The sequence below is a fragment of the Candidatus Nitrospira neomarina genome, from assembly GCF_032051675.1.
In the GTDB taxonomy this organism is placed as follows: domain Bacteria; phylum Nitrospirota; class Nitrospiria; order Nitrospirales; family UBA8639; genus Nitrospira_E; species Nitrospira_E neomarina.
Genome location: NZ_CP116968.1, coordinates 656,809 through 680,453, shown reverse-complemented (window position 1 = coordinate 680,453; position 23,645 = coordinate 656,809). Strand labels below are relative to the sequence as shown.

Annotated in this window: 25 protein-coding genes and 1 riboswitch; of the genes, 4 read left to right on the top strand and 21 right to left on the bottom strand. The window is 51.6% G+C overall.

Annotated elements, in window-relative coordinates; genetic code table 11:
- Positions 1-15 precede the first annotated feature (15 nt).
- Positions 16-276 carry a MoaD/ThiS family protein gene (locus PQG83_RS03060; protein WP_312746670.1) on the bottom strand — a complete coding sequence of 87 codons (261 nt, stop codon included), beginning with the start codon at positions 274-276 and terminating at the stop codon, positions 16-18.
- Between the two features lie 49 nt (positions 277-325).
- Complete coding sequence (gene moaC / locus PQG83_RS03055) at positions 326-829, bottom strand: cyclic pyranopterin monophosphate synthase MoaC (protein WP_312749115.1); 504 nt, start codon at positions 827-829, stop codon at positions 326-328.
- A gap of 166 nt (positions 830-995) precedes the next feature.
- Here moaC and PQG83_RS03050 point away from each other — a divergent pair, with 166 nt between their 5' ends.
- Together PQG83_RS03050 and shc are read left to right on the top strand one after the other, a co-directional pair.
- Positions 996-1,349, top strand: a complete 354-nt coding sequence (locus PQG83_RS03050) for a DsrE family protein (protein ID WP_312746668.1) — start codon at positions 996-998, stop codon at positions 1,347-1,349.
- A 274-nt stretch (positions 1,350-1,623) separates the two neighbouring features.
- Positions 1,624-4,149, top strand: a complete 2,526-nt coding sequence (shc, locus tag PQG83_RS03045; RefSeq protein ID WP_312746667.1) for a squalene--hopene cyclase — start codon at positions 1,624-1,626, stop codon at positions 4,147-4,149.
- 197 nt (positions 4,150-4,346) lie between these two features.
- Here shc and PQG83_RS03040 read toward each other — a convergent pair whose 3' ends face one another.
- Together PQG83_RS03040 and PQG83_RS03035 are read right to left on the bottom strand one after the other, a co-directional pair.
- The gene (locus tag PQG83_RS03040; protein ID WP_312746665.1) at positions 4,347-5,369 is read right to left on the bottom strand and encodes a D-alanine--D-alanine ligase family protein; all 1,023 of its coding nucleotides are present in this window, start codon (positions 5,367-5,369) and stop codon (positions 4,347-4,349) included.
- Positions 5,366-6,421, bottom strand: a complete 1,056-nt coding sequence (locus tag PQG83_RS03035; protein ID WP_312746662.1) for a hypothetical protein — start codon at positions 6,419-6,421, stop codon at positions 5,366-5,368. The genes PQG83_RS03040 and PQG83_RS03035 overlap by 4 nt, the downstream gene beginning before the upstream one ends.
- A gap of 424 nt (positions 6,422-6,845) precedes the next feature.
- Here PQG83_RS03035 and PQG83_RS03030 point away from each other — a divergent pair, with 424 nt between their 5' ends.
- The gene (locus tag PQG83_RS03030; protein WP_312640453.1) at positions 6,846-6,998 is read left to right on the top strand and encodes a hypothetical protein; all 153 of its coding nucleotides are present in this window, start codon (positions 6,846-6,848) and stop codon (positions 6,996-6,998) included.
- Positions 6,999-7,285: 287 nt separating this feature from the next.
- Here the strand turns inward: PQG83_RS03030 and PQG83_RS03025 are convergent, their stop codons facing one another.
- Positions 7,286-7,822, bottom strand: coding sequence for an HNH endonuclease (locus PQG83_RS03025; RefSeq protein WP_312640449.1), 537 nt, complete (start codon positions 7,820-7,822; stop codon positions 7,286-7,288).
- Between the two features lie 148 nt (positions 7,823-7,970).
- Between PQG83_RS03025 and PQG83_RS03020 the strand changes: the two genes are divergently transcribed.
- Entirely contained in the window at positions 7,971-8,309 is a 339-nt protein-coding gene (locus PQG83_RS03020; protein WP_312746659.1) for a Rieske (2Fe-2S) protein, read from the top strand.
- A gap of 156 nt (positions 8,310-8,465) precedes the next feature.
- Here PQG83_RS03020 and PQG83_RS03015 read toward each other — a convergent pair whose 3' ends face one another.
- From PQG83_RS03015 to PQG83_RS02945, 16 genes are all read right to left on the bottom strand, one after another.
- Positions 8,466-8,951: a hypothetical protein gene (locus PQG83_RS03015; RefSeq protein WP_312746657.1), complete on the bottom strand. Its 486-nt coding sequence runs from the start codon at positions 8,949-8,951 to the stop codon at positions 8,466-8,468.
- 210 nt (positions 8,952-9,161) lie between these two features.
- Positions 9,162-10,289, bottom strand: a complete 1,128-nt coding sequence (cobD, locus tag PQG83_RS03010; protein ID WP_312749113.1) for a threonine-phosphate decarboxylase CobD — start codon at positions 10,287-10,289, stop codon at positions 9,162-9,164.
- The gene (gene cbiB, locus PQG83_RS03005) at positions 10,283-11,311 is read right to left on the bottom strand and encodes an adenosylcobinamide-phosphate synthase CbiB (RefSeq protein WP_312746655.1); all 1,029 of its coding nucleotides are present in this window, start codon (positions 11,309-11,311) and stop codon (positions 10,283-10,285) included. The genes cobD and cbiB overlap by 7 nt, the downstream gene beginning before the upstream one ends.
- Positions 11,242-11,448 carry a cysteine-rich CWC family protein gene (locus tag PQG83_RS20860; RefSeq protein ID WP_376753550.1) on the bottom strand — a complete coding sequence of 69 codons (207 nt, stop codon included), beginning with the start codon at positions 11,446-11,448 and terminating at the stop codon, positions 11,242-11,244. The genes cbiB and PQG83_RS20860 overlap by 70 nt, the downstream gene beginning before the upstream one ends.
- Positions 11,449-11,485: 37 nt before the next feature.
- On the bottom strand, positions 11,486-12,262 hold the full coding sequence (gene cobS, locus PQG83_RS03000) for an adenosylcobinamide-GDP ribazoletransferase (RefSeq protein WP_312746653.1): 777 nt from the start codon (positions 12,260-12,262) through the stop codon (positions 11,486-11,488).
- A complete protein-coding gene (cobT, locus tag PQG83_RS02995) occupies positions 12,259-13,347 on the bottom strand; it encodes a nicotinate-nucleotide--dimethylbenzimidazole phosphoribosyltransferase (RefSeq protein ID WP_312746651.1) in 1,089 nt (362 codons plus the stop codon). Before cobT ends, cobS begins: the two co-directional genes overlap by 4 nt.
- 3 nt (positions 13,348-13,350) lie before the next feature.
- On the bottom strand, positions 13,351-13,968 hold the full coding sequence (gene cobU, locus PQG83_RS02990) for a bifunctional adenosylcobinamide kinase/adenosylcobinamide-phosphate guanylyltransferase (protein WP_312746650.1): 618 nt from the start codon (positions 13,966-13,968) through the stop codon (positions 13,351-13,353).
- Positions 13,969-14,047: 79 nt separating this feature from the next.
- Positions 14,048-14,647, bottom strand: a complete 600-nt coding sequence (locus tag PQG83_RS02985; protein ID WP_312746647.1) for a cob(I)yrinic acid a,c-diamide adenosyltransferase — start codon at positions 14,645-14,647, stop codon at positions 14,048-14,050.
- Between the two features lie 86 nt (positions 14,648-14,733).
- Positions 14,734-15,429 (bottom strand): adenosylcobinamide amidohydrolase, encoded by a 696-nt coding sequence (locus PQG83_RS02980; protein ID WP_312746645.1) that lies wholly within the window; start codon positions 15,427-15,429, stop codon positions 14,734-14,736.
- Between the two features lie 49 nt (positions 15,430-15,478).
- The gene (gene bluB, locus PQG83_RS02975) at positions 15,479-16,198 is read right to left on the bottom strand and encodes a 5,6-dimethylbenzimidazole synthase (protein ID WP_312746642.1); all 720 of its coding nucleotides are present in this window, start codon (positions 16,196-16,198) and stop codon (positions 15,479-15,481) included.
- On the bottom strand, positions 16,195-16,791 hold the full coding sequence (gene cobO / locus PQG83_RS02970; RefSeq protein ID WP_312746640.1) for a cob(I)yrinic acid a,c-diamide adenosyltransferase: 597 nt from the start codon (positions 16,789-16,791) through the stop codon (positions 16,195-16,197). The genes bluB and cobO overlap by 4 nt, the downstream gene beginning before the upstream one ends.
- Positions 16,788-18,185 (bottom strand): cobyrinic acid a,c-diamide synthase CobB, encoded by a 1,398-nt coding sequence (locus PQG83_RS02965; protein WP_312746638.1) that lies wholly within the window; start codon positions 18,183-18,185, stop codon positions 16,788-16,790. The genes cobO and PQG83_RS02965 overlap by 4 nt, the downstream gene beginning before the upstream one ends.
- Positions 18,182-20,209, bottom strand: a complete 2,028-nt coding sequence (locus PQG83_RS02960) for a TonB-dependent receptor plug domain-containing protein (protein ID WP_312746637.1) — start codon at positions 20,207-20,209, stop codon at positions 18,182-18,184. The genes PQG83_RS02965 and PQG83_RS02960 overlap by 4 nt, the downstream gene beginning before the upstream one ends.
- Before the next feature lie 30 nt (positions 20,210-20,239).
- Positions 20,240-20,432, bottom strand: a riboswitch (cobalamin riboswitch).
- Positions 20,433-20,482: 50 nt separating this feature from the next.
- Complete coding sequence (locus PQG83_RS02955) at positions 20,483-21,313, bottom strand: ABC transporter ATP-binding protein (protein WP_312746634.1); 831 nt, start codon at positions 21,311-21,313, stop codon at positions 20,483-20,485.
- Positions 21,313-22,455 (bottom strand): FecCD family ABC transporter permease, encoded by a 1,143-nt coding sequence (locus PQG83_RS02950; protein WP_312746633.1) that lies wholly within the window; start codon positions 22,453-22,455, stop codon positions 21,313-21,315. Before PQG83_RS02950 ends, PQG83_RS02955 begins: the two co-directional genes overlap by 1 nt.
- Positions 22,456-22,574: 119 nt before the next feature.
- Positions 22,575-23,624, bottom strand: a complete 1,050-nt coding sequence (locus PQG83_RS02945) for an ABC transporter substrate-binding protein (protein ID WP_312746631.1) — start codon at positions 23,622-23,624, stop codon at positions 22,575-22,577.
- Positions 23,625-23,645 lie beyond the last annotated feature (21 nt).

Genomic DNA, 23,645 nt, shown 5'->3' with positions numbered 1-23,645 from the left:
CCCTTTCTCCTGAGCTCATAATTCGCCTGATCCTCCCGCAAAGGGAGGCAATAATGCGACCTCATCAGCCGTGTCCAGCACCGTGTCCCAATGAGCAATTTCTTGGTTCACCGACACCAGCACTTTTTTCTTTTCGAGCAATTCACCAACCTGAGGATACTCCCTCTGTATGGTATAAACCAGATCCTTGACCTGTTCACCTTCGGAAAAGGCCACTTCCAAATCCTTACCTCCAGGAATCATGGTCTTTAACATCCCGAATAATTTAATCTTCACAATTTACAACTCCCACGATCAAGCTCGAAGAATGGGCCTCATCTTTTTCCTACCTGCCCTTTTGCACACGGACATACGTTCCTGACTTTCCTCCGGATTTTGAAACCAGGGCTATCTCTCCAAACTCCATGCCTTTATCTACCGCCTTACACATATCATAAATCGTCAGAGCAGCCACAGAAACAGCTGTCATGGCCTCCATTTCTACTCCGGTATTTCCGGTGGTTTTCACCGTTGCAACAATCGTAATGACACACCGTCCATCGGAATTAGGCTGGGGGTCTTCTTTGAAGTCAACATCCACTCCTGTGAGAAGTAGAGGATGACACATGGGGATCAGATCCGGAGTCCGTTTGGCCCCCATCACGCCGGCCACTTGAGCCACGGCCAGCACATCACCCTTCGCAATCCGACCTGCATGAATTTTTTCAAGGGTTTCCGGCAAGACAAACACTTTTCCCTCTGCCACCGCTACACGCTCGGTCGGAGGCTTGTCCGTCACATCTACCATTCGAGCCCGTCCGGACTCATTAAAATGCGTTAGATTTGCCATCATCAAAAATAGTCAGAGATGAAAATTTCTTTTGAAAATCAGTAAATTATAAAGACAGGGGAAAAACGACGTCAAGCAAAACATCCCTCCTGAATAATCCCTTGACAGCCAAGCTCATTCCACCTATAAACAGTCATAAAACCTTATTATTCAGAGAGTTTCTCCCATGGAATCCACCACCAATTTAGCCAATCCTACTCTCGCCAACAAAAAATTAGGCCTGCTGCTCTCAACCTCACCCGAACATCCCAATGCAGAAACAGTCTACCACCTCTCCAAAACCGCGTTAGCGAATAAGGTGGATACCTATTTGTATTTTATTGATGAGGGAGTCAAAAACCTAGAAGACCCGAGATTTTCGGAGTTGGCGAAGAACGGACTGAAACTATTTGTGTGCGCCTATGGATGCCAGCAACACCACATCTCCACCGACGGGTATGGCAAAGAAGTGACCTTTTGCGGCTTGGTAATTCTCTCAAACATCATCGACGGGTGCGACCGTTTCCTGGCGTTTAATTAACCTCCCGCCCCGCTTCCTTCTCTGAGCTTCTGCCAAATGATACAAAGTCCCAGATATTCGAGGCAGTTATTTTGTGGACAAAAACCATGGCTAGTTTCCTATTACTACATTGACCTCAGAAAGAGGCCTGATTGGCATGGTGAATGCCATTTTCATAAATTTTTTGCCGCCCCGACTTTAAACCAGCCCGGATCAATCTCTCTTCATACCTAATTGTTTACAATCAAAATTTTTCGATTGAAACTAAACCAGCCAGACGGTACAGTAACAATCTATGTTAACTTCGACCCGCTTTTTGATCCTTGAGACCGCCATAGACCTGTTGGGACGAAACGGGGTCAGTGCGTTGACACTCGAGCATGTCGCTCGAGAAGCCGGAATCAGTAAAGGTGGCTTACTCTATCATTTTGAGGGAAAAGAACAGTTACTTGCGGGGCTCATAGAGTTACTCATACAGGATTTGGATCGCAAACAGGTTGGAGAATTTCTCACTAGCTCCATTCATGAGGAGCATCCCGGCATGGCTTTTAGCCATGAGATTATCGACAATCCCGTCCAAAATCGGTCCCTTCGAGGAGAAGAAATTGCCTCCATTCTCATGGCAGCTTTTTCCATCAACCCACATCTACTCGAGCCCATTCGAGAGCGGTACCAAAATTGGCAGAGCATTTTTCTGGCCAGCACCATTGATCCGACTCGTTCCCTTTTAGGGCGGCTGGCTGTCGAAGGGCTCTGGTTCAGCGAGGCCCTAGGATTAGCGCCTCCCACGCGTGAGCAACGAGCCACATTTGTTTTGGAGATCCAATCTCACACACAATCAGGAGAACCTATGAGAGACACGTCCGCCACCACCATACCCACACCGCCTAATGATGCCTTCGCGGAATTGGCTTCCTTTAAGTCACATGTGGAGGAACTCGAACGCCAAGCCTACCAACCCACCCAAACCTCTGCGCGTGCACTACTGGCGAAACAAAATCCGCGAGGGTTTTGGCAGGGCGATTTGACCGCCGACACAACATTGGAATCCGACTACGTATTGCTTTTACTCTGGCTCTATCCACCAGAGAACGGTGTGTGGAAGCCAAGAATTCAGACCAAAGTCAAGGAAGCCATCCGCACCATCCTTGACCGGCAACTTTCAGATGGTGGATGGAACATTTATACGGAAGGACCGGCCGAAGTAAACGCCACGACCCGCGCATATGTGGCGCTTCGAGTTGGGGGCTATGATCCCGATCAACCACTTATGCAGCTTGCGCGTGAACGCATCCTTGCCCTCGGAGGTCTTCAAGCCACCAATAGCTACACAAAGAATAACCTGAGCATGTTTGGTCTCTTCCCAAGAAAGTACACACCGAGTGTTCCACCTGAACTGGTCCTTATCCCGGGAAATGTCTTGTATGAAATTTCATCGTGGAGTCGGGCCATCGTCGTCCCCCTCTCTATTCTTCAGGCGTCGGGAGTACAACACCAAGTGCCCGGAAATTGGACCGTTGACGAACTCATGGTGCCCAATCGAAAACTGAGGCTCCCAAGAAAAGATCCCTTTTCTCTCCTGTTCCATCAGGTGGACAAGATATTGAAACTCTGGGAAAAGCGGGGCTTTAAGGATGTTCGCGCCAAAGCAATACGCGAAGCGGAGAAGTGGATGCTCGATCACATGCGGTTCACGGATGGATTGGGAGCGATTTTTCCCGGAATGATGTATGCCCTCATGGCAATGGATGCTCTGGGTTATGAGCGGGACCACCCGGACTTCATTGACACACTTGGCCAGCTTGAAGGGCTCATTCTTGAGAAAGAAGATGCTCTGCAGTTTCAGCCAAGCTTGTCCCCGGTATGGGATACGGCTATCTCAATGTTTGCATTAGGAGAACTCGGTGTTGGTGAACCGCAAGCCATGCAGCGGGCAGCCGATTGGTTATTAAGCAAAGAGATTCGCCGAAAAGGAGACTGGTCGGTCAAGCGACCGGATTTGCAGCCTGGAGGATGGCCTTTCCAATTTGCGAATGAACTCTACCCGGATATCGACGACACCGCCATGGTCTTGTTGGCCCTCCAGCATGCCAAGGCCTCTGATCCCGACCGGCAGACCCGCGCCGAAGGTCGTGCCATCAACTGGTTATTAGGGATGCAATCCTCAGACGGGGGTTGGGCTGCCTTTGATGTCGATAATAATTGGGCCTTACTGAATAAGGTCCCATTTGCAGACCACAATGCCATGCTTGATCCCAGCTGCCCTGATATAACCGGGCGGGTATTGGAGGCACTCTGTCGGCGTGATTATACATACCAACACCCGGCAATCGCGCGTGCTGTCCAATTTCTATTGGGCCATCAACAACCTAATGGGAGTTGGGATGGACGCTGGGGGGTGAATTATACCTATGGCACATTCCTGGCCGTGCGTGGCCTTCGCGCAAGTGGCTCCCCGACTGCAAACGCCGCAATCCAGCGTGCTGCCACCTGGGTGCGGTCAATCCAAAACCAGGATGGCGGATGGGGGGAAAGCTGTGCTAGCTATGAAAAGCAGGAATTTGTTCCAGCCCCAAGCACACCTTCACAAACAGCCTGGGCCTTACTTGCACTTGAAGCGGCTGGCGATCGCACCTCAAAACCCGTTCATCGTGGAATCGACTGGCTGCTCACTCATCAGAACCAGCAAGGAGGGTGGGACGAGGAACTCATGACAGGAACCGGATTCCCTAACGTTTTCTATCTGAAATACCATTTGTACTCGCACTACTTTCCATTATTGGCCCTTGCGACTTGGCAAGCAGGATTAAAGAACTCATGACCCTGCTCTGCGCTCAAATACACGAATCAACTCTTGAAATTTTACAATAATGTTAGAAAGTTCCGCTTTTCTGTGAAATAAAACTCAGACCCAAGGAAATCATTCTGCAGCCCACATCTAAGAGCAAAAGACAATGGGCACAACGTCCTACCGACAGCCCTTCGACTTCGCTCCTGGCAGGTTTTTCAGAATCCCCGTTATCGCTGGCTTTCAGGCTTCCAGCTCAAGCCGATATTCAGAATTCGTTGAATCAGCGCTTCATAGGAAATACCGGCTCGTTCAGCCGACTCGGCGAGATCTTCGCCATATGCCAGTTGGGCATTGGGATTGGCTTCCAATATATACAGGTGTTCCTTGGGATCTAACCGAAAGTCCATGCGGGCATAGCCGTTTAATCCCAAAATATGAAAGACCCGTTTGGCCGTTTGTTGAATATGTCGCACCAGCTTAGGAGGTAACCCTTCAACTTCACCCGATTGAATCCCGTATTTTTTTTGATATTTCGTACTCCATTTCACCCGGGCCGTGGCAATCGGCAGAGCATCAGGAGGAAGATTTTTTAAGTGCAACTCCCAAACCGGCAGGGCTTGTAATCGTCGATTACCTAACACACCCACATAGAGTTCCCGTCCTTCAATGTACCGCTCGACGATGACGCTCGTGCCCACACTCTGATGCACAAATTCAACACGTTCTTTGAGTTTGTCTTCGTCATGGACGATAGATGCTTGAGAAATGCCGAGGGACGCTTCTTCACTAATGGATTTGACAATGACCGGAAAGGGAAATTCTTCTGCCCACTTAATCCCTCGCCCCAGTGGATAGACCACAAACTCCGGGCATCGGATGCCATGGTAGGCCATAATCTTTTTTGACCAGCCTTTATCCCGAGTGAGCACGAGCCCCTTGGGATTACACCCGGTATAGGGAACTCCCAGGAGCTCCAAATAGGACACGACATTTTGATCGAACTCCGGATTGCCATTAAATTCTTCCAGCAGATTGAACGCAATGTGCGGCTTCCAATCCGTTACCAGGTTATCAATCACGCTTAAATCATCTCTGACACCGACAGCCATAACCTCATGGCCAAGATCCCGTAAAGTGGAGACCACATCAAATTCGGTTTTCCATTCAACCTCAGCCAAATCGGCATGCTCCACATCATCGGGGGGCACGAGATCCTGATGCATAAGGGCCATGACGCGAAGCTTCCTCATAACACCACCCGATGTCGTCCACCATGCAAATAGTTCATCGTTTGCACCGTCAATAAAATCGTAAAATCCACCTTTGCCTGCTCTTCAGGTACAGCTAACCGCAAATTCCGTTCACGGCAATGTGCCATCATATCTTGTAAAACTTGGTCAATGGTATATTGATACTCTCCCGTCCATGCCGCGACTTTCCTGCGAACTTCTTTCCTGAATTTCCTGATAAAATTCTCCGCGGACGGATTCGCCGATTGATCCGGATCCCCGGAAAAGAGACGCCGCAGGTCGCGGTCATAAAAGTTTGGGTAGTCCAGCCCATACCGTTCCCGCTTGTCCTGATAATGTTCCCGAAGCGTTTTGTGCAGTCGCTGAATAGGGTCCACCTGTTCCCTGGTCGTCACAATTGGCGCAACCCCGGCCAACCCCTTCATCAGCCCGTCCATATATTCCAATTTTTTCAGTGCCGGCCATCCGGCATAACGCTCACGCCAATGTGAGTGCGGGGTGAGCCAGACGGCAAAGGTTTCGGCAAAATCCTCGTCTGGATGACTCTGGGCATACCACATATCAAGATGCAACACAAAACTTTTACTATAGGGCTTTGGCAAATAACAATCGGGATACGGAACCGAAGTATGCCCGAACATTTGTTGCCGACTGCGCCGCCGCCGTAAGCGGTAGGCATTCTCAATCGCATGGCCCGTTTCGTGTCGAAGAATCCGCATACACCATTCCGGGGTCCCGCCCTCCACTTCCAACATTTGATTTAGTTCCAGCTTCGCCAACCGCGGATGCCCCATATAGAACGGCACGGCAAGACCCGGCGTGCCATCAGGTGAATACCAATCGTCGGACAACCAGACATGGGGGCGAAACACTAACCCGTGATCCTTCAATTCGCGGTATAACTGACGGACGCATTGACCCAATTCAGTTCCGGAAATGCGGATCTTCAAATCGGACAATCGGAGATTCAACAACTGTTCATCAGTCCAGGAAACCCATTCAGGCTCTTCGGGGACCGGGGTCTGAAAGTCCGGCAAAAGATCCAAACTCACAACCTCCCATACCATCGTCGGTTTTGAATCATCATCAAAAACCCTTTCGTGAGAATCAGACTATCCTCCCTTGACAGAATCTTCCGCATCAATCGCCGGATGATGCTCAAATCTTCACTCCATTTCCTCTCTAAGTCAAAACCTGGACCATGCCTCCCCTATTCTCATTTTCACACTTGAATTCCATAGCTTTTACCTTTTTGCCTATGGTAGATTGCCCCTCTTTTTTAGGATTCCTTCATTCAGGACCATGCAATTTTTTATTCACACTCCGAGTCAGCGCGTCTGAAGAATCAGTGCCCAAGGCTTTATTCATTTTTTTGGTCCTCATTCATTTTCTCGGCCAAACGCCTGTACGCTCTTTTCCCTGTTGATTCTGACGACTCCTTAAAGCCTGACCGGTAGAACCACAGGAGATTCATCTATGTATCGCTGTGAAAAATGCCAAGGAACGATGTTGCTCGATCGGGAAGTCGACATGGAATCAGGAATGTCTCTTCTGGTTTTCTGGTGTATTAATTGTGGCCTACGGAAACAAGCTGAGCGGGCACCGATTCCTCTCATCGAAGTATCGTAGCGCAAGCGCTCGATTCCTCAATCCTTTGACCCGGATTGGCAGATAACTCCTGAGCGTCCTGCCTATTCGGGTCATTGATGCATTGATGAACATTTTCAGGGAATCGGGGAATAAGACACGGAGCAGGGATGCCTCGTCTCATCGCGCACCATTCCTGCTCGGGTCCGAGAAAGACCTCGGATTCGCTTCTTGGGAGAGCATGAAGTTCCGCGTTAGGTGGTCCGTCACCGGGAACCAAAAAAAGATGGCCCCGCTGACCCCATCAGGAACCAGGAGAGCAGGAAGGTTTAGGAATCCGCATCCAATTCCACATTCCAATATAAATAATCCCGCCAACTTTCCGGAGCGTGGCGGATACCGATCATCAGTGTCAGCCGGGGGGTCCATTTAGGCTTGACGGGCTCCTTGAGTAGTTTCATCCCTGCCTCATGGGGAACACGCCCGCTTTTCCGGTTATTACATCGCCAACATGCTGTCACAATGTTTTCCCAGGTTTTCTTCCCACCTTTGGCAATAGGCACCACATGATCAAACGTCAATTCTTCGGTGCGAAACCGTGCATAGCAATATTGGCAGGTATACCGGTCACGGGTAAAAATATTGATACGAGAAAATTTCACCGCATGATGATTCGAACGAAGCTTGACCATGTTGAGAAGACGCATCACGGAAGGCAATTTAAAGGAAATGGACACCCCTCGAATATCCCGATCATAAAATTCAAGGACTTCGACTTTTCCTTGCCATAACAAATTGATGGCCTTTTGCCAGTGCACAACTCGCAATGGCTCATAGGTAGCATTGAGTAGGAGAGTCATTTCCATACAAACGTACTCCAGAGACCTCGCCGGGTTGAAGGAAACCCTGTTCCTATATCACCGACGAATCCAGAGAATCAAGAGAGACCATAGGGCTCTTGTTGCGCCAGGAAGAAGTTGATATATTAGGGGTTTTGGCCGCTTAGAGTTGACCATGTCCTTGAACTTCCATCCAGTTGCCAAGATTCAAGATCTCCCTCCAGGCACCTGCCAAAGTATTGAGTTCCAGGACCACGGTATTGCCTTATTTAATGTGGAAGGTGTGATCTATGCCCTTGATAATACCTGTCCCCATGCCGGAGGGCCACTGGGAGAGGGTTTTGTAGAGGGAAACCTCGTCGAATGCCCCTGGCACGGATGGAAGTTTGATATCAAAACAGGGGTTTGCCAGAAAAACCCGAGCCCGAGCTGGAACGTGCCGTGTTATAAAGTACAGGTGGTTGATGGCATCATCCATATCGCCCCACCAACACCAGAGAATAGGCAATTATAGAATCCTAACAACTCTGGAATTTGGAATAAGCCCTTTCTACCAACACCTTTCACTGCCTATTCACCACAACACAGATCGCGGTCACTCCGAGACATCCAGGTAGATCCAGTACGCTGTTTACATGAGGAGAATGCCCTTAGCAGATTCTTCTTCGAACTAGCCCAAAACAGGTAAATTCAGCATCATGTCCGGAAGGGATGAAATTTGATCCCCATGGGGGAGGGGCGGCAAGTTCTCAAACGGCATCAATTGTTGGGCGGCTAACGAGATCACGCGAATAGACTTTTCCTTGCTATCCACTCTCCAGGCATATTCCCGCTCGATCCACTCCACGGAACCCTTCTCCCGCACAATTTTACGTACCATATATTTATCCTCGCCCTGTGCGGCTACCTGCCAATCTCCTTCATGAAACGGAATACCTTTAGTTTTCAAATCATCCACCATTAACTGAACCGCTTCGTCCAGCGTATAGCCTTGCCGGGATCGGTGCTGTTTGACCAACTCCAACGCTTCCAACGCAAGCGGGTCATCTGGAAGGTGATACCCCGCCGGCTGGACATAGCGATACAGCAGAAAAAATCCTATGACCAGGAAAATAACGAGAAGATACCCGATGATCTTTTTAAATTGAGTCGACATGCTTATTATCCATTGTAGTTTTTGAAAAACTTCTTTATGAGAACATCATTCCGGATCCAGAGACATCCGATCATGTGGCGACCGGCGTCCTCTTGGTGTTATAGCACACATGATTCCTACGTGCCTCCTCCGCTTAACTTTTCCCTCTAACATCCCCCTGACTGAATACATAGGCCTATCCGGCAATCGGCAGTCTGCCGGTTCTTGATTTCAGCTGTCTCGTAATGCCTTTTTTAAGGCATGTATCACCCTATTATTCTCACGTGGGTAGCGAATGGCAATGCGAAGTGCCGGCTGAGTCATTCCGGAAAATGTCTGACAATCCCGAACGAGGATTCCCTGTCGTGTCAGTTGTGAAACAAGATTGGCTGTCACACATTTCGAAGGTAACTCCACCATCACAAAATTCGCGGATGCCGGAATGATCCGCAGTCCAGGGACTCCACGTAATCGCGTCATAAATCGTTGTCGTTCCTGTTGAATAAACTTCACACTTCGCAGTCGGTACTTGACGTCATCCAATGCCGCGACACCGGCCTCCTGGGCAAACTGGCTAACCGACCACGGAGGGAGCAACCGGCGGATTTTGGAAACCGTCTCCGGCGCCCCCACCAAGTACCCGAGACGAATTCCCGGCATACCAAAAAATTTCGTAAAACTTCTGAGAATAAGCAATCGTCTGGCGTTCGGAATTTCTTTAATGAGGGAATGGGAGGGGCAAAAATCAATAAAGGCTTCGTCAACCACCATCCAAAGCCCGGCTTGTTCAATTTGCCGATAAAGGGTTCGAAGAGATCGGGCCGAAACCACTCTTCCCGTTGGACTGTTCGGATTACACACAAACACAGCCGTAAATGATTCCTCGTGACTGAACGCATCCTTCTGAGAACCGGAACGGATACCGTCCACCAAAAGCGAAAGCTGTCCCATGGGAGGAGTATACTTTTCCGCAGACGTGGCCAGGGCATACGTACAGCGCGCGCCCGCGATATGAAGAGACGCCTCATACTCCATGAACGTAGGACCTGCCACATATCCCTGGCAAAGGGACAGAGCCCGAGGTAAGATCCGAATTAATTCAGATGACCCGTTACCCAACACAATCGAGTCCGATGAGATCCCATGCTCTTTGGCCAGGCGTGTGCGCAATTTTTCAGCAGTTGGATCGGGATAATGTCCGCAAGCAGGTAAGGCTTGCTGCATCGCATTCAACACTGGGGTGGGTGGACCAAACGGATTAATACTGGCACTGAAATCAATAAAGGAGTCCACCGGCCGGTCGAGCGCCTTTGCGATTTGATGAACCTGCCCCCCATGCACAACCGGCTGGGTCACCACATCACCCAAGCCATGATCCCCATAACCAGTATCCCATAGGCTATCCCCATGACTTGTAACGCCACAGGAATGAGCGCCATGGAACAGGATGTGATCGGATCACCTAACCTGGCGCGTACTTCTAGCACCCCTCCATACATATTACCTCCACCGAGTTGCACCCCAAGAGCACCGGCCATGGCCGCTTCGGGCCATCCACTATTCGGGCTGGGGTGACGCCACGCATCCCGTCGACAGATTTGCCAGGCTGAGACGCCGGAGCCCAATCGAATCGCCGCCGCGACACTCATAGCCACCGCTGTAAGCCGAGCCGGGACCCAATTGACGAGATCATCGGCTCGTGCGGATGCCCATCCAAAGTCACGATAGCGATCGGTACGATAACCAACCATCGAGTCCAACGTACTGATTGCTTTATAGGCCATGGCACAGGCAGGTCCTCCCAACGCGAGATAAATTATCGGCGCCACGATGCCATCGGAGGTATTCTCAGATACGGATTCCACTGTCGCCCGAACAATCCCTTCTTCTGAAAGGTCGGCAGTGTCCCGCCCGACTAACCGGCCTATCTCAACCCGAGCCGATACGAGTGATCCCATTCTCAATGCCCGATGGACCCGCATGGCATGAACCCACAAATCCCGCCCAGCAAGAGTGGTAGAGCCCAGGACCACCCATATCACTGTGCCGAATTGTTCATGCACCAGTTCAGCCCATTCCAGGATGCCCTGGGTCACAAAAAAGCATCCAAGGGGAAGCCCCACGGCCAATACAAACCCGGCTGTTCTTTTTGTCCATGGGCTAGAGATTCGCTCTAACGTCAGGCGTTCATATGCGTGAATGATGAACCCCATCAGGCGAACGGGATGAGGCAACCAGCGGGGATCGCCTATCATCAGATCAAGGGCGCACACCGCCAGAAATTTGAACCCCGTCAGGTCATCCGCCACCGTTAGCCCGGGATTTTTGAACCGGAAGGGGCAGAGTTGTTTCCAGTCAATTCTGCAAGACAAGTCGGACACACGCAGTCATCATAACGTTTCGCGATACTGTCATATTGGGCATCGCTCACAGGGACATCTTTACACCAACATCGGGAGAGTCCGCACTCAAAAGGTCGACCGCAACGTTCGCACTGCTTAGGATAGGTTCGTGTCATGATACATCGGCCTCCCGTTCATGAATGGCCCTGTTAATTATTCTCCAAACTTCGAATACACGAGGAGGACCGGACCCAAGATCAGAAAGAGCACTTCGATCCCCTCATTCATCGCTCCCAGTATATCTCCCGTGATACCGCCAAACTTTTTGGAGATCCACCAGACTACAGATCGAACCACAAGGCACACAACTATCATCAGCATAGCGGCTGTGACCGCATCGAACATTCCCCACAACCCCAATCCCACAACCGTTGTGGCCACCAGAACATCGCGCCACGTCACCGTCCGAATAAACTGCGCAGCCAATCCTTCCGATCGTGGATAGACAACACCCCAGCAACCGATCACCATCGCCCATCGCCCAATAGCCGGCATACAGAACAACATGCCCTCTCGAAATCCTACTGGCAGGGTCAGAAATCCGGCATAGCGAAGTCCAAGAATCAACACCAACCCTGTAGCTCCAAGGGCACCGATTCGAGAATCCCGGAGAATCTTCAGCCGATGATCGGGATCCCTTCCCCCTGAAAGTGCATCAACCGTATCCGCCCAACCATCAAGATGGAGGCCTCCCGTGACCAGCACATAGAGAGTCAGCATCACCAAATTCACAACTACGGGAGGAAAGACGCTCTCCAACAATCGATCGATCATGACAAGGCTCGCGCCAAGCAGAAAACCAATCAGAGGAAACCAGCGAAGGGAAGCTCCGAACCTCTCTAATGGAATCTTCGTACCCGAACCTCCTGGAAGAGGAATGGTCGTCAGAAGGTGCCACGCCAAAGAAAACGAAGCCCATAGACTCCTCATGCCATTTCCGGAAAGGGGCGTACGGCCTCATCCACGCCTGCACTTTCGAATGTGGCCATTTGCGTCAGACAGGCCAAACTCAATTGAAGCAATCCGATAGCCAAACAGGCTCCTGTGCCCTCCCCAAGCCGAAGGTCCAAATCCAACAGCGGACGAAACCCTAACGAGTCCATGGCCAAACGATGTCCGGGTTCCGCAGAGACATGAGAAGGAATCATGTAGGCCTGGCAATGGGGTTCCAGGGCGACGGCCAGCAAGGCGGCGGCTCCGGTAATGAACCCATCCAGGACCACAGGCACGCGACATGCCGCCCCACCCAGAAGAATTCCTACCAATCCGCCGATTTCAAATCCTCCGACCTTCGCCAGCACATCCAAAGGCTCCTGCGCGTCCGGTGCATTTCGTTGAATGCTCCGTTCAATCACCTGAATCTTTTTCGCCAATTGCAACGCATCAACTCCTGTGCCTTTCCCGGTCACGTCGGCCACAGGATGACGCGTCATGACTGCCGTAATGGCACTGCTGATAGTGGTATTCCCAATGCCCATTTCTCCGATTCCGATTAACCGGATCCCGTCAGCATAGGCTTCCTGGACAAGACGGATACCTTCTTCCACACTTTGGACGGCTTGGTCATGACTCATAGCAGGACCTTCACACATATTGCGGGTTCCCAACCCGACCTTTCTCACCCACAAACCGGGTGGTGCACCCATGTCCTCTTGAACGCCCATATCCACTACGCGAACCTGGGCTCCAACCTGACGCGCTAGGACATTGATCGCTGCCCCGCCTTGTAAAAAATTTTTGACCATTTGAACCGTGACGGATGAGGGATAGGCGCTCACCCCTTCTCCTGTCACACCGTGATCGGCAGCCAGAACGAACATCATTGCATCCGGATTTTTTACGGGAAGCGACAGAGTTATCGCCACGTACTGAGCCCCTAAGGACTCAAGTCGGCCAAGGCTGCCCGGAGGTTTCGTCAGTCGGTCCCATAACACTTGAGCGCGACACATATCCGCCTGTGCGACCGGTTGAATCGCCGAGAGAGTTTCCTGAATGAATGGAGAAGAATAGCTCATCGGCTACTTCAGTCTGAGGGGCAGCCCACTCACCAGAAAATAGACTTCATCAGCTTCAGCCGCCACGAGTTGATTCATCCGGCCCGCCACATCCCGAAATGACCGGCTGATCGCATCCCCGGGCACCAACCCGAGTCCTAACTCATTGCTGACCACGACAATCTGACCGGGACAGGCGCGAGCCGACCGAAGGAAGGCCCTGACATATGTTGGGACTTGCGAAGGTCGCACCTTATTTCGCAAGAGATTATTCAGCCACAGTGTTAAACAATCCACCACAATACTGGGATAGCCTGAACCCTGCTCGGCCAACCATTCGGAAATTCCGGTAGGCATTTCAATGGTCACCCAACCACGGCCCCGCGACCGCTGATGTTTCTGAATTCGACCGGCCATTTCCTGATCGATCGGCTCTCCCGTTGCGACGAATGCTCGAGGGGATTTGACCTTTCCCTGTTGTAAGGCAAAAGAACTTTTTCCGGACCGCGCCCCTCCAAGGACAAAAATCAGCTTTGATGGCACATGAGTTTGTTTCTGGGCTAAGCGAGGACCGGAAACAGCTACCGGCGAAGAGAGCGAATCTCCCCCCGAACGCTGATGTGATTGACGGACGGAACGCATGACCTTACTCCTCCTCGCATCAAACTGTGCAATCATCCCGGTATACGCTCTGAACACCGATACCCGAAAGGGGACTACGTTACGACTTTTGAGAGGTTGCCGGTTCCCGTTCCCACAGAAATTCAGCTTCTCCCTGTTTTTTCGTGACCCAACGCGCAAACACAAACAGCGCGTCACTCAGCCGATTGAGAAAAACGACCAATTCCTTGTCCATGGATTCTTCCTTCGACAGGGTGACGCAAAGCCGCTCAGCACGACGACAAATTGTGCGGGCCACATGCAGTAATGCGGCGAGTTGCCCCCCGCCAGGTAAAATAAATTCTTTCAAGGGGGTCAGGTCTTTTTGGCACTCATCAATAAGATGTTCCAAGTGGACGACATCTTCCGATGTCACCGTCGGCATATTCGGAAACGATTCCCCCTGGGCTGTGGCGAGGATCCCACCCAAATCAAACAGTTTATTTTGCACCCACTTTAAGATGGTTCCCATACGCGCAGACACCTCAACATTCGTTGCGGCTTGTCCATTCGACACCCGAGCCAAACCAAGCATTGAATTCAATTCATCCACGGTGCCATAGGCTTCCACCCGAACGGAATCTTTCCAGACCTCCTGTCCTCCAGCCAATCGGGTTTTCCCCGCATCACCTGTACGGGTATACACTTTAGATATGCGCATTGTAGAAGTCTCCAGGAAAAAGTTGAATAATTGGCTTGGTCTTTAGTCGTGTCGGGGCTAAGAGACATGTGATCACCATCGTATTGTTAATTATTATACGACCTTAAGACTTCAGCCTTCCTGCATCTCGCGATCCCTTCTGACACCGACGTATATACGGTGCGAGCAATCATTTCCCCAAGAATCGTGTGAAGGCCACACTGATCTTCTTCAATTTTACCGCTGGCCCCTACCACGAGACAATCGGTACCTGTGAGGTCCGCAAGAAGATTGGACTTGCGACTGGTGACACCGCTATCCCGAAAGGCTGCAGTTTTTGCTGAGGAGGCAATATGTATCGCCTCGATTCGTCCGGCAATTGTCGGAAGGGCATTGGTCGCCACCACCACATTGACCGTTCCGGACGAAGGGGTTTGCTGTCCCAGCTCAACATCGGCATGATCAAGGACGGAGCGGGCATTCGATAATCCGACCGTCGCAAGGGCATGCACCCAGGCCCCGGATGCAAAGCGAAAACGGTTGGCAAACGCACTCACAGTCGCAGCAGTCATTAATCCGATGGTCTCTTCGGGAATAAGAGAGTGGGCTTGAAATAAAACTTCCCAATCCTCCGCCGGCGAGGCCGCCGCGGAAGATCCGTTAAGGCCTACTTGTAAATTGGCGACCACGGAAGCAGAAGCTTCCCCACCATTCCAGGGCGCCCAACTCAGACACGTGAACAACCCTGGAAACCGCGCAACCAGACAATTGGGTCGCAGATCGATCTGAAGTGGAGAGATCATCTCTTCATCCACTTATGTCCTCCCGGACTCCAAGCATACGACCACCGTCTTATCTGGCCTTGAGGTCAGGACCAGAAAGAGCGGACTCATCACCACCGCGCTTTCCCCACCTCTCATAATGCACGAGTTCCTCAAGTGACATTCGTTTCCGCCATCCTGCTTTTTCAAGATCCGGTTGATGAGCAAAGCTCTTCACATATCCAACACACAAATAGGCAACGACCCAAACAGCTGGAGGAATGCCTAAGACTTTTTTTAAAAGATCATAATCCAGAATGGACACCCAACCGACCCCAATACCTTCGGCGCGTGCCGCAAGCCAGAGGTTTTGAATGGCACAGCATGTACTATACAAATCGGTTTCGGGAGCCGTGGCACGACCTAACACGGATGGGCCACCTCGGTCACGGGAACAGGTCACACAGATATTAACGGGAGCTTCCTGAATGCCCTCCAGCTTGAGCCCACGGTACAAATCGGCTTTCGGTCCTTCATACCGACGAGCCGCCTCTTTATTCGCCTGAAGGAACAGGTCTTTCACGGCTTGTTTGGTCTCGGGGTGACGAATGACCAGAAAATCCCATGGCTGCATAAACCCCACGGAACCGGCATGATGAGAGGCCAATAACAGCCGTTGAAGAATAGTGTCGGGAATCGAATCAGAGAGGAAATCCCTGCGAACATCTCGTCGTTCAAAAATCGCACGATAAACGGCCTCCCGCTCTTCAGCGGAAAAGCCTGTCCCGTTTTGAGAGATACTCTGTTTCAAAATTCGACTCCTTTTTGAGCCTTGATGCCATTGCGAAAGGGATGCTTAATCATCTTCATTTCCGAAACCAGGTCGGCGGCTTCGATCAGCTCCGGTTTCGCACCCCGTCCGGTAATGACCACATGAAGTGTGGGAGGACGCTGAGCTACGGCCTTCAGCACTTGTTCAAGCGAGACATATTCATGATGGATGGCAATATTCAGTTCATCCAGAATGACCATGCCAAAGGATGGGTCTTGAAGAAGCTTTTCGACTTCTGCCCAAGCCATTTGAGCCACCTGTGCATCCCGTTCCCGATCCTGGGTTTCCCAGGTATACCCTTCACCCATTCGAAGAAATACCACCTGCTGACCAAAGCTCTTCAGTATTCGTTCTTCCGCAGTATCTATGGCCCCTTTAATAAATTGCACCATCGCCACGTTCATGCCATGTCCGAGACATCGGATGGCCATACCCAATGCCGCGGTGGTTTTTCCTTTGCCTGCACCCGTATGGACCATCAAGAGTCCCTTTTCTTCCTGTGCCGCAGCAATCCGTCGATCCACAGAGGCTTTTAACCGTTCCATGCGGGCCTGATGCCCTTGACCGCTCATAGTCTATTCCCTCTCATCGCAGTTGCACCCCTTGCCGATTCGACCAAAGCCACAGGTACATGAGGGTGACTGGAAAAATGTAAATGCGTATACAGGGCGATGACATTCCCGACCGTAATGCCATCCTCTCCCCGGTCCCGTCCCTGCGCATCGGTAAGATGGCCGAGATATTCCAGATCTCCCTCAGGGTGAAAGATCGAATAGTGAAATTCATGCCCACGAATCCGCACTCCCTGGTCCCCAAGTAGTCCTCCGCAAGTCACGGTCAACTCACGGTACCCCAATGTCATCTGTGTCCGGCTCATGACCGTTTCAGCCGGGATCACTCCGACCATGTCGTACACCGTTCCATCAAAATCTCTGAGGGTATTTGCCAAATACATCAACCCGCCACATTCTGCATAGACCACTCCGCCCCTTGCTGAAAATGCCTGAATAGACTGACGCATGGACATGTTCCGTTGTAACACGTCCGCGTAGATCTCAGGATAGCCTCCTCCCAGATACACCAGATCCACATCGGGAAGTGACGGATCACACATGGGAGAAAACCGGACCAACTCCGCACCCGCCTCTTCAAGGAGTTGGAGATTCTCCGGATAGTAAAAGCAAAAAGCCGGATCAAAAGCCACTCCGACTCTTACAGATCGATTCACCGGCCTGGAGCCCTGAGCCGGCATCCCGGAATTCGTGACGGGCATTTCCGGACTGGCCTGAGCTAACTGTTCAACGCGAACCAAATCGATAGTTGCGGAAGCCAATTCACCGAGTTTGGAATACAATGCAGTCCTGGAACCTTCCAAAGCCGTCCGTAATCCCAAATGCCGATCAGGAATGGTCACGTCCGAATCAGTGCGGAGATAACCCACAACTGGAATACGGGTTTCTTTTTCTACGGCCTCCTTTAATAACAGGAAATGGCCTTCACTGTTAAGGCGGTTAAAAATCACACCGGCGACCTGCAAGGAAGAATCGAATTTTGCATAGCCATAGACCATTGCGGCTGCCGAGCGGGCCATGGCACTCCCATCCACGACGAGGAGAACCGGCGCGTTCAGTTGGTGAGCCAATTCAGCCGTGCTCCCTGTTTCCTTGACCGGAGAACTCCCATCAAAGAGACCCATCATGCCTTCAATGATCGAGAGGTCGGCTCCGTGAGCCGCCTCTTGAAAAATTGTCCGGTTCAATACTGCCCCGAGCATCCACCCGTCGAGATTCCGGGATTCCCGGCCACTGGCCAACTGATGATGCCCTGGATCCAGAAAATCCGGCCCGACTTTAAACGGTTGAACTCTGCGACCCAGAGCCCGAAAGGCCGACAACAACGCCAACGTCACCGTCGTTTTCCCGACGCCACTCTGTGTGCCCGCAATGACGAGCCTGGGAAAGTTCATGAGTTTCCGCTCGCACTGGAAGGCTTTGAACCCGGCAAATCAAACGTCACTCGAACACCACCGAACACCGACCGCACCGGAGTACCGAAGTACAGCACTTCTTCATAATGCCGGTTTAGAATATTATCCACGCGCACGTATCCTTGCAGGGAAGGCGTAATGTCATACGACACGGAGAAGTTGATGACATAAAAATCCGGGAGTGGCTGTTGGTCGCCAGTCGTGTTAAAACGGGAACCCACATAGCGGAAGGTTGTGGTCATACTCAAGGGAGTGATGGGTTGATATGTTAACACGACGCTGCCTTGATGAACCGGCCAGCGAGGCAGCCGGGCCCCCGTCTCCAGGTCTCTCGTGATCGTATAGGTGTATTGTCCCTGAAGATCCAGCAACTGCATATAGGGAAGCCCTTCAGCCAGGACAAGTTTCGCGCTCCCCTCCCACCCCTGACTTTTCGCAGATCCCACATTTTGCGCACAAAACCCAAAAGGCGTGAATGGCGTACAACCCACGGGGTCGAATGCCGTGACAATCAGTTGCCGATAGCGGTTCCAGAAATATCCCCCACTTATCGTCACTCGCTTGTCCCAAAAATGTTGATCGATCCCGACATCGAAGCTTTGACTTTTTTCCGGCTTGAGATCCGGGTTTCCGAAATTCGGAAAAAATAATTCATTAATCGAAGGGGCTCGAAACCCGGTGGCATAACTGGTCCGGAATTTCGTGCCCGTTTCCTTAATACGATACGCCCCCGTCACACGATAGGTCGTCGCATCGCCAAAGGTATTATAGGAATCCTGCCGAAAGCCCCCGGTGGCAAAAAACCGGTCAAACAGATTTAATTGGAGTTGCGCAAATCCGGCATGGCTTGAGAGGGTTTTTTCAGAAAACGTGCCTTTGTTTTCTCCCCGTTGTTCTCGATATTGATAGCCAACGGTCAAAAGAAGAGGCTTTCCAATTTGAAAATTACTCTGCCATTCAATTCGATTGCTTTTGGTTCGTATATCTGAATTGCCAAACGCGGCAGGTGTACTTTCCAACCCCGTGGTTATGCTGCGTTGATTATCCCCCGCCTGAGTGATTAACGTTTCCTGGGCATGCGCGAGGGTCATCTTCTGGTCCCACCAGTCGGTGATCGGTTGATGATAACTCCCGCTATAAATAAATTGTTCACCAGAAGACTGCGCTTTAAACACATCGAAGGGTCCGCCAAAGGTGCTGGAATTATCGAGGTCGATGTCGTTATTGATCCAGCGGAACGCCAATTCCAACCGCCCGTCCCACGGCCCCTTCACGCCAAGCAAAGAAGACGCCTGCCAATTGCGAAAGGCATCGCGTTCAACCGCTCCCCGCCGATAATTCACCGCTGAAAATTTGCTCATATCCCACCGCGTCAACGTGGCGGAAAAATCTACCGGACCCACTTGTCCGGCAAAACTCCCTCCTTCCCGAATAGAATTAAACGATCCATATTCTGAGAAGATTCTGGCGACCGGATCACCGGAACCCCGCTTGGTTCGGATATCGACTACCCCACCGGCAGCATCAGAACCCCACAGCATGCTCTGCGCCCCGCGTAAGACGGTCACGGATTCGATATTATCCGTGGTCACGGTACCGAAATTAAATTCGCCCAGTGTCGCACTGTTCACAATGGCCCCATCAATCAGCACCAACGTTTGAGCGGAACTCCCTCCACGAATCCTCACGGTATTATTCGTGCCTGGACCACCGGAGGAAAACGTCGCCAGACCTTGGCTTAAATTGAGCGCATCCACCAGCGTTCGACTGTGTCGGCGCTGCATGCTCTCTTCTGTTATGACCTCAACTGCACTCGTGACTTGGCTAAGAGGAACTGGCGTCTTAGTAGCCGTCACCACCATGGGGTCTAATTCCGTGACAGGCTCAGAATGTTGAGAATCCGCTGCCGAAACCATGATTGGAAAGAATAGAGTTATGATAAGTAAGCCCACACTCCGAAAACATCCGACGAAAAAACATGAACACAGAAATCCTGAAAACATACTCCACCTCCCTTTCGCACGAAGGGGTCTTATGGAAGAGACTGATTGTCGGGTATCCTGACTTGCGGATTATCGCGTTTCTGCGCCTTCTCATGGACACCATGTCCACAATGGACTCTTGCAGAATTACTCCCCGCTTACAGTGGCGGCACCGTGCTGGATTTACACCAGCTTCCCCGTCACAACCGTCGATGTTCTTCTAAATAACCCTACTCCTTTATTAAATGGTTAATCCTGACACCCACACACAAGGCACGGCATTGATACACTCGCTCACACCGGCAACGATACTCGGGGCAATCCTGATTGAGGATGACCATCTACCAGAACCTGACACCCGTACACCGATTCCAACAGGTCAGGGCGCAGGACTTCTAGGGGCGATCCAACTTCCGCAATCTGTCCATGGTGTAACAACATCAGTCGATCACAGTATTGACTGGCCAGATTTAAATCATGAGACACCAGAATCACCGTCAGGCCACGCTCCCTGTTCAGTCGCCGGAGAATTCGCGCAATATCCAACTGATGATGCAAATCCAAAAAGGCGGTGGGTTCATCCAACAGTAATACCTGAGGAATCTGCGTAAGGGCACGAGCAATCACCGCACGCTGACGTTCCCCTCCGGACACATCCGTAACAAGCCGCGAACCCAGATGGAGGACATCCAGATCTTCCATAGCCTGATGTGCAATTCGCCGGTCGTCGGAATCCTCCCAATGCCATCCACCCCAACCCCGATGATGAGGAAATCGTCCCATCAGAACCATTTCTGCAAGGGTAAAGGGGAAAATCTGCATGGTCTCTTGCGGAACCAACGCGACCTGTTTGGCCACCTCAACTTGGGACAGACGTGAGAGGGGATTCCCGAACAACTCAACGGTACCGGACCGGGGACGTAACACTCGCGCTAGGAGCTTCAGTAACGTACTTTTTCCGGAACCATTGGGGCCAAGAATGCCAAGGATTTTTCCGGAATCAATCGAGCATGTGACGGCATTCAGTACCGACTCCGAGTGATCGCGGAAACGGGTGTCATAGCCAAAGGTCACGTCTCGAAGAACATACGCCGGTCCAGGGAGTAAATTTCCGGAGTCCATCATTACATCCCCACCCGCAGGCTACGAGTCGTGAGTAGGTATAAAAACACCGGTCCCCCCACCAGTGCCGTCACCACACCGACAGGAAATTCACTTGGACTCAAGGCTGTCCGCGCCACCGTATCGGCCAACATCAGAAACATGCCTCCTACAAATCCCGCAGCCGGGAGTAAAAGGCGATGATCGGCACTTAAAACCAGGCGGACGGCATGCGGCACGATCAGCCCCACAAACCCAATAATCCCGCTAAAACTCACTACCGCCCCGGTCAGAAGCGCCGCAGCAACAAACACCAGTTTTTTGACTCGCTCAACTTCCACACCTAACGATCGGGCCGTTTCCTCCCCAAGAGTCAGAAGATTCAAGGATTGCGCTTGCGTCGCCAAAATCACCAAACCCACTCCAAGATACAATCCCAGGACACCAAGTGTGGAATAGTCAGGCCCGGTTAACGATCCCATCAACCAGGCATACATCCCGAACGCCCGATTGGGATCAGCCACACTGGTCAGAAACATGATGAACGCGGAAAAAATCGCATTCAGCACCACCCCGGCCAACAACAGGGTATAGATCGAAAAACCAAATCCCACGGATGAAATCCGATACATGATCACCAAAGACAGTAACGCCCCGGCAAAGGCACATACCGGCAAAGCCGACACACTCAAGACAGAAATCCCCACCCCAAACAACAGCGCAATCGCAGCCCCTAACGCCGCCCCGCTGGAGATCCCAATGATAAACGGATCGGCCAGGGGATTTCGCAACAAGGCCTGGAGTGCGACGCCAACCATCGCCAGACTGCCCCCAACGAAAAATGCCAATAGCAGCCGGGGCAAACGAACCTGAAGCAGAATGACCGTTGTCGGGTCTGTCCCGGCACGAGTGGACCCGGTCCCCGGCAGTGATCCAACCAGAATGGACCAGATCCGTGAGAAGGGAATCGGCTCGGTCCCAAAACCCAGACAGACGAGAAGTGCCACGACAGCCATTACACACGAGATACCCACAGACACGAGCCAGCCACGGATCGTCAGCGTGGGTAATGATGATATCGCAAATGGCAAGGGCGGAGATCTATGATCCCACTCACTCGACACCTTTGAAGGTGGGGAAATGGTGAATGGCGGAACTTTTGCCATGGGTTTCACCACCAGGGTTTTCTTCTTGGAATCGCTAAACACGACTGCGCAATCGATTCAGGAGCGGGAATAAGATGATGTGCTCCGTTGCCGAATCATGATGATCCAGGTGGGAGGCTTCAATTCGACATTTCACCCTGATTGACCTCCGGGTGCAGGATCTTCACTAATTCCTTCAGCCCTTCAATAATCCGTGGGCCGGGACGATTCAGGAGGTCGCTGTCCACTTGAAACAGCTTGCCGTGTTGGACTGCGGAAAGCGTGGTCCACCGTCGCCAGGAATCCTGTTCCGACTGGGGGATCCCTTCCTGCCGACCGGACGGAAAGAGGAGGATATCCGGATTTTGTCGCAGGACTTCTTCCATTGTCAGACGTGGATACGGTGCGCTCGTCTGATCCGCGGCATTTCTGCCACCCGCCAGTTCAATGAGACGGTGAATAAAACTACCGGGACCCACGGTGATCAAGGGTTCGGAATTCAAGACATACAACAATGAGGGACGAGGCAGGTCCGCCAATAGAATTGATAAATGGCTTAATTCCTTCCGCATGAGGGCCGCCTGGGCATTCGCTTCTTCAGAATGGCCTACCATGCGCCCCAACAACTGAATGTGGGCGAAAATGTCTTCAACCGTATGCGGATCGAAAATAAAGGTGGGAATCTTCAATTGTTCCAATTTATTGAGAAGATCCACACGCAGAAACGATCGAGGCGCCAAGACCAGCTGTGGTTGCAGACCCACAATACTCTCAAGATTGGGAGTGGCATAACCCACCTTCGGCTTGGTCAAGGCCTCGGGAGGGAAATCGCAGAATTCGGTCACCCCCACAATTTCCTCATTCAACCCGATAGCAAACAGAATTTCCGTGACACTTGGGGCAAGGGAGACAATACGCTGAGGAGTGTTGGCCAGATAGAGCTTTCGGCCAAGATCATCGACAAACGTGCGTGGAGCCACGTTGGCCATGAAGGGCATACCCGTTAAAATACCCTGTTGGCGCCGTTTCATCATCTCTCCCTCAAAGGCCAACACCACATCACCCGAACACGCGCAGTGAAAGATGGCCCACCAGGCCACGATTCCGAAGACCAAATGGCGAACACATTGGCTCAAAATAAAAAATCCCCAAGGCTTACACAACCTTGAGGATTGCACCCGATTCTTCATCCTCACCACTTCCCCAGCCCA

Coding starts and splice junctions, on each gene's coding strand:
- moaC (WP_312749115.1), bottom strand. CDS start 829: ATGGCAAATCTAACGCATTTTAATGAGTCCGGACGGGCTCGAATGGTA.
- PQG83_RS03050 (WP_312746668.1), top strand. CDS start 996: ATGGAATCCACCACCAATTTAGCCAATCCTACTCTCGCCAACAAAAAA.
- shc (WP_312746667.1), top strand. CDS start 1,624: ATGTTAACTTCGACCCGCTTTTTGATCCTTGAGACCGCCATAGACCTG.
- PQG83_RS03040 (WP_312746665.1), bottom strand. CDS start 5,369: ATGAGGAAGCTTCGCGTCATGGCCCTTATGCATCAGGATCTCGTGCCC.
- PQG83_RS03030 (WP_312640453.1), top strand. CDS start 6,846: ATGTATCGCTGTGAAAAATGCCAAGGAACGATGTTGCTCGATCGGGAA.
- PQG83_RS03025 (WP_312640449.1), bottom strand. CDS start 7,822: ATGGAAATGACTCTCCTACTCAATGCTACCTATGAGCCATTGCGAGTT.
- PQG83_RS03020 (WP_312746659.1), top strand. CDS start 7,971: ATGTCCTTGAACTTCCATCCAGTTGCCAAGATTCAAGATCTCCCTCCA.
- PQG83_RS03015 (WP_312746657.1), bottom strand. CDS start 8,951: ATGTCGACTCAATTTAAAAAGATCATCGGGTATCTTCTCGTTATTTTC.
- PQG83_RS20860 (WP_376753550.1), bottom strand. CDS start 11,448: ATGACACGAACCTATCCTAAGCAGTGCGAACGTTGCGGTCGACCTTTT.
- cobS (WP_312746653.1), bottom strand. CDS start 12,262: ATGAGGAGTCTATGGGCTTCGTTTTCTTTGGCGTGGCACCTTCTGACG.
- cobT (WP_312746651.1), bottom strand. CDS start 13,347: ATGAGCTATTCTTCTCCATTCATTCAGGAAACTCTCTCGGCGATTCAA.
- cobU (WP_312746650.1), bottom strand. CDS start 13,968: ATGCGTTCCGTCCGTCAATCACATCAGCGTTCGGGGGGAGATTCGCTC.
- PQG83_RS02985 (WP_312746647.1), bottom strand. CDS start 14,647: ATGCGCATATCTAAAGTGTATACCCGTACAGGTGATGCGGGGAAAACC.
- PQG83_RS02980 (WP_312746645.1), bottom strand. CDS start 15,429: ATGATCTCTCCACTTCAGATCGATCTGCGACCCAATTGTCTGGTTGCG.
- cobO (WP_312746640.1), bottom strand. CDS start 16,791: ATGAGCGGTCAAGGGCATCAGGCCCGCATGGAACGGTTAAAAGCCTCT.
- PQG83_RS02965 (WP_312746638.1), bottom strand. CDS start 18,185: ATGAACTTTCCCAGGCTCGTCATTGCGGGCACACAGAGTGGCGTCGGG.
- PQG83_RS02960 (WP_312746637.1), bottom strand. CDS start 20,209: ATGTTTTCAGGATTTCTGTGTTCATGTTTTTTCGTCGGATGTTTTCGG.
- PQG83_RS02955 (WP_312746634.1), bottom strand. CDS start 21,313: ATGATGGACTCCGGAAATTTACTCCCTGGACCGGCGTATGTTCTTCGA.
- PQG83_RS02950 (WP_312746633.1), bottom strand. CDS start 22,455: ATGGCAAAAGTTCCGCCATTCACCATTTCCCCACCTTCAAAGGTGTCG.
- PQG83_RS02945 (WP_312746631.1), bottom strand. CDS start 23,624: ATGAAGAATCGGGTGCAATCCTCAAGGTTGTGTAAGCCTTGGGGATTT.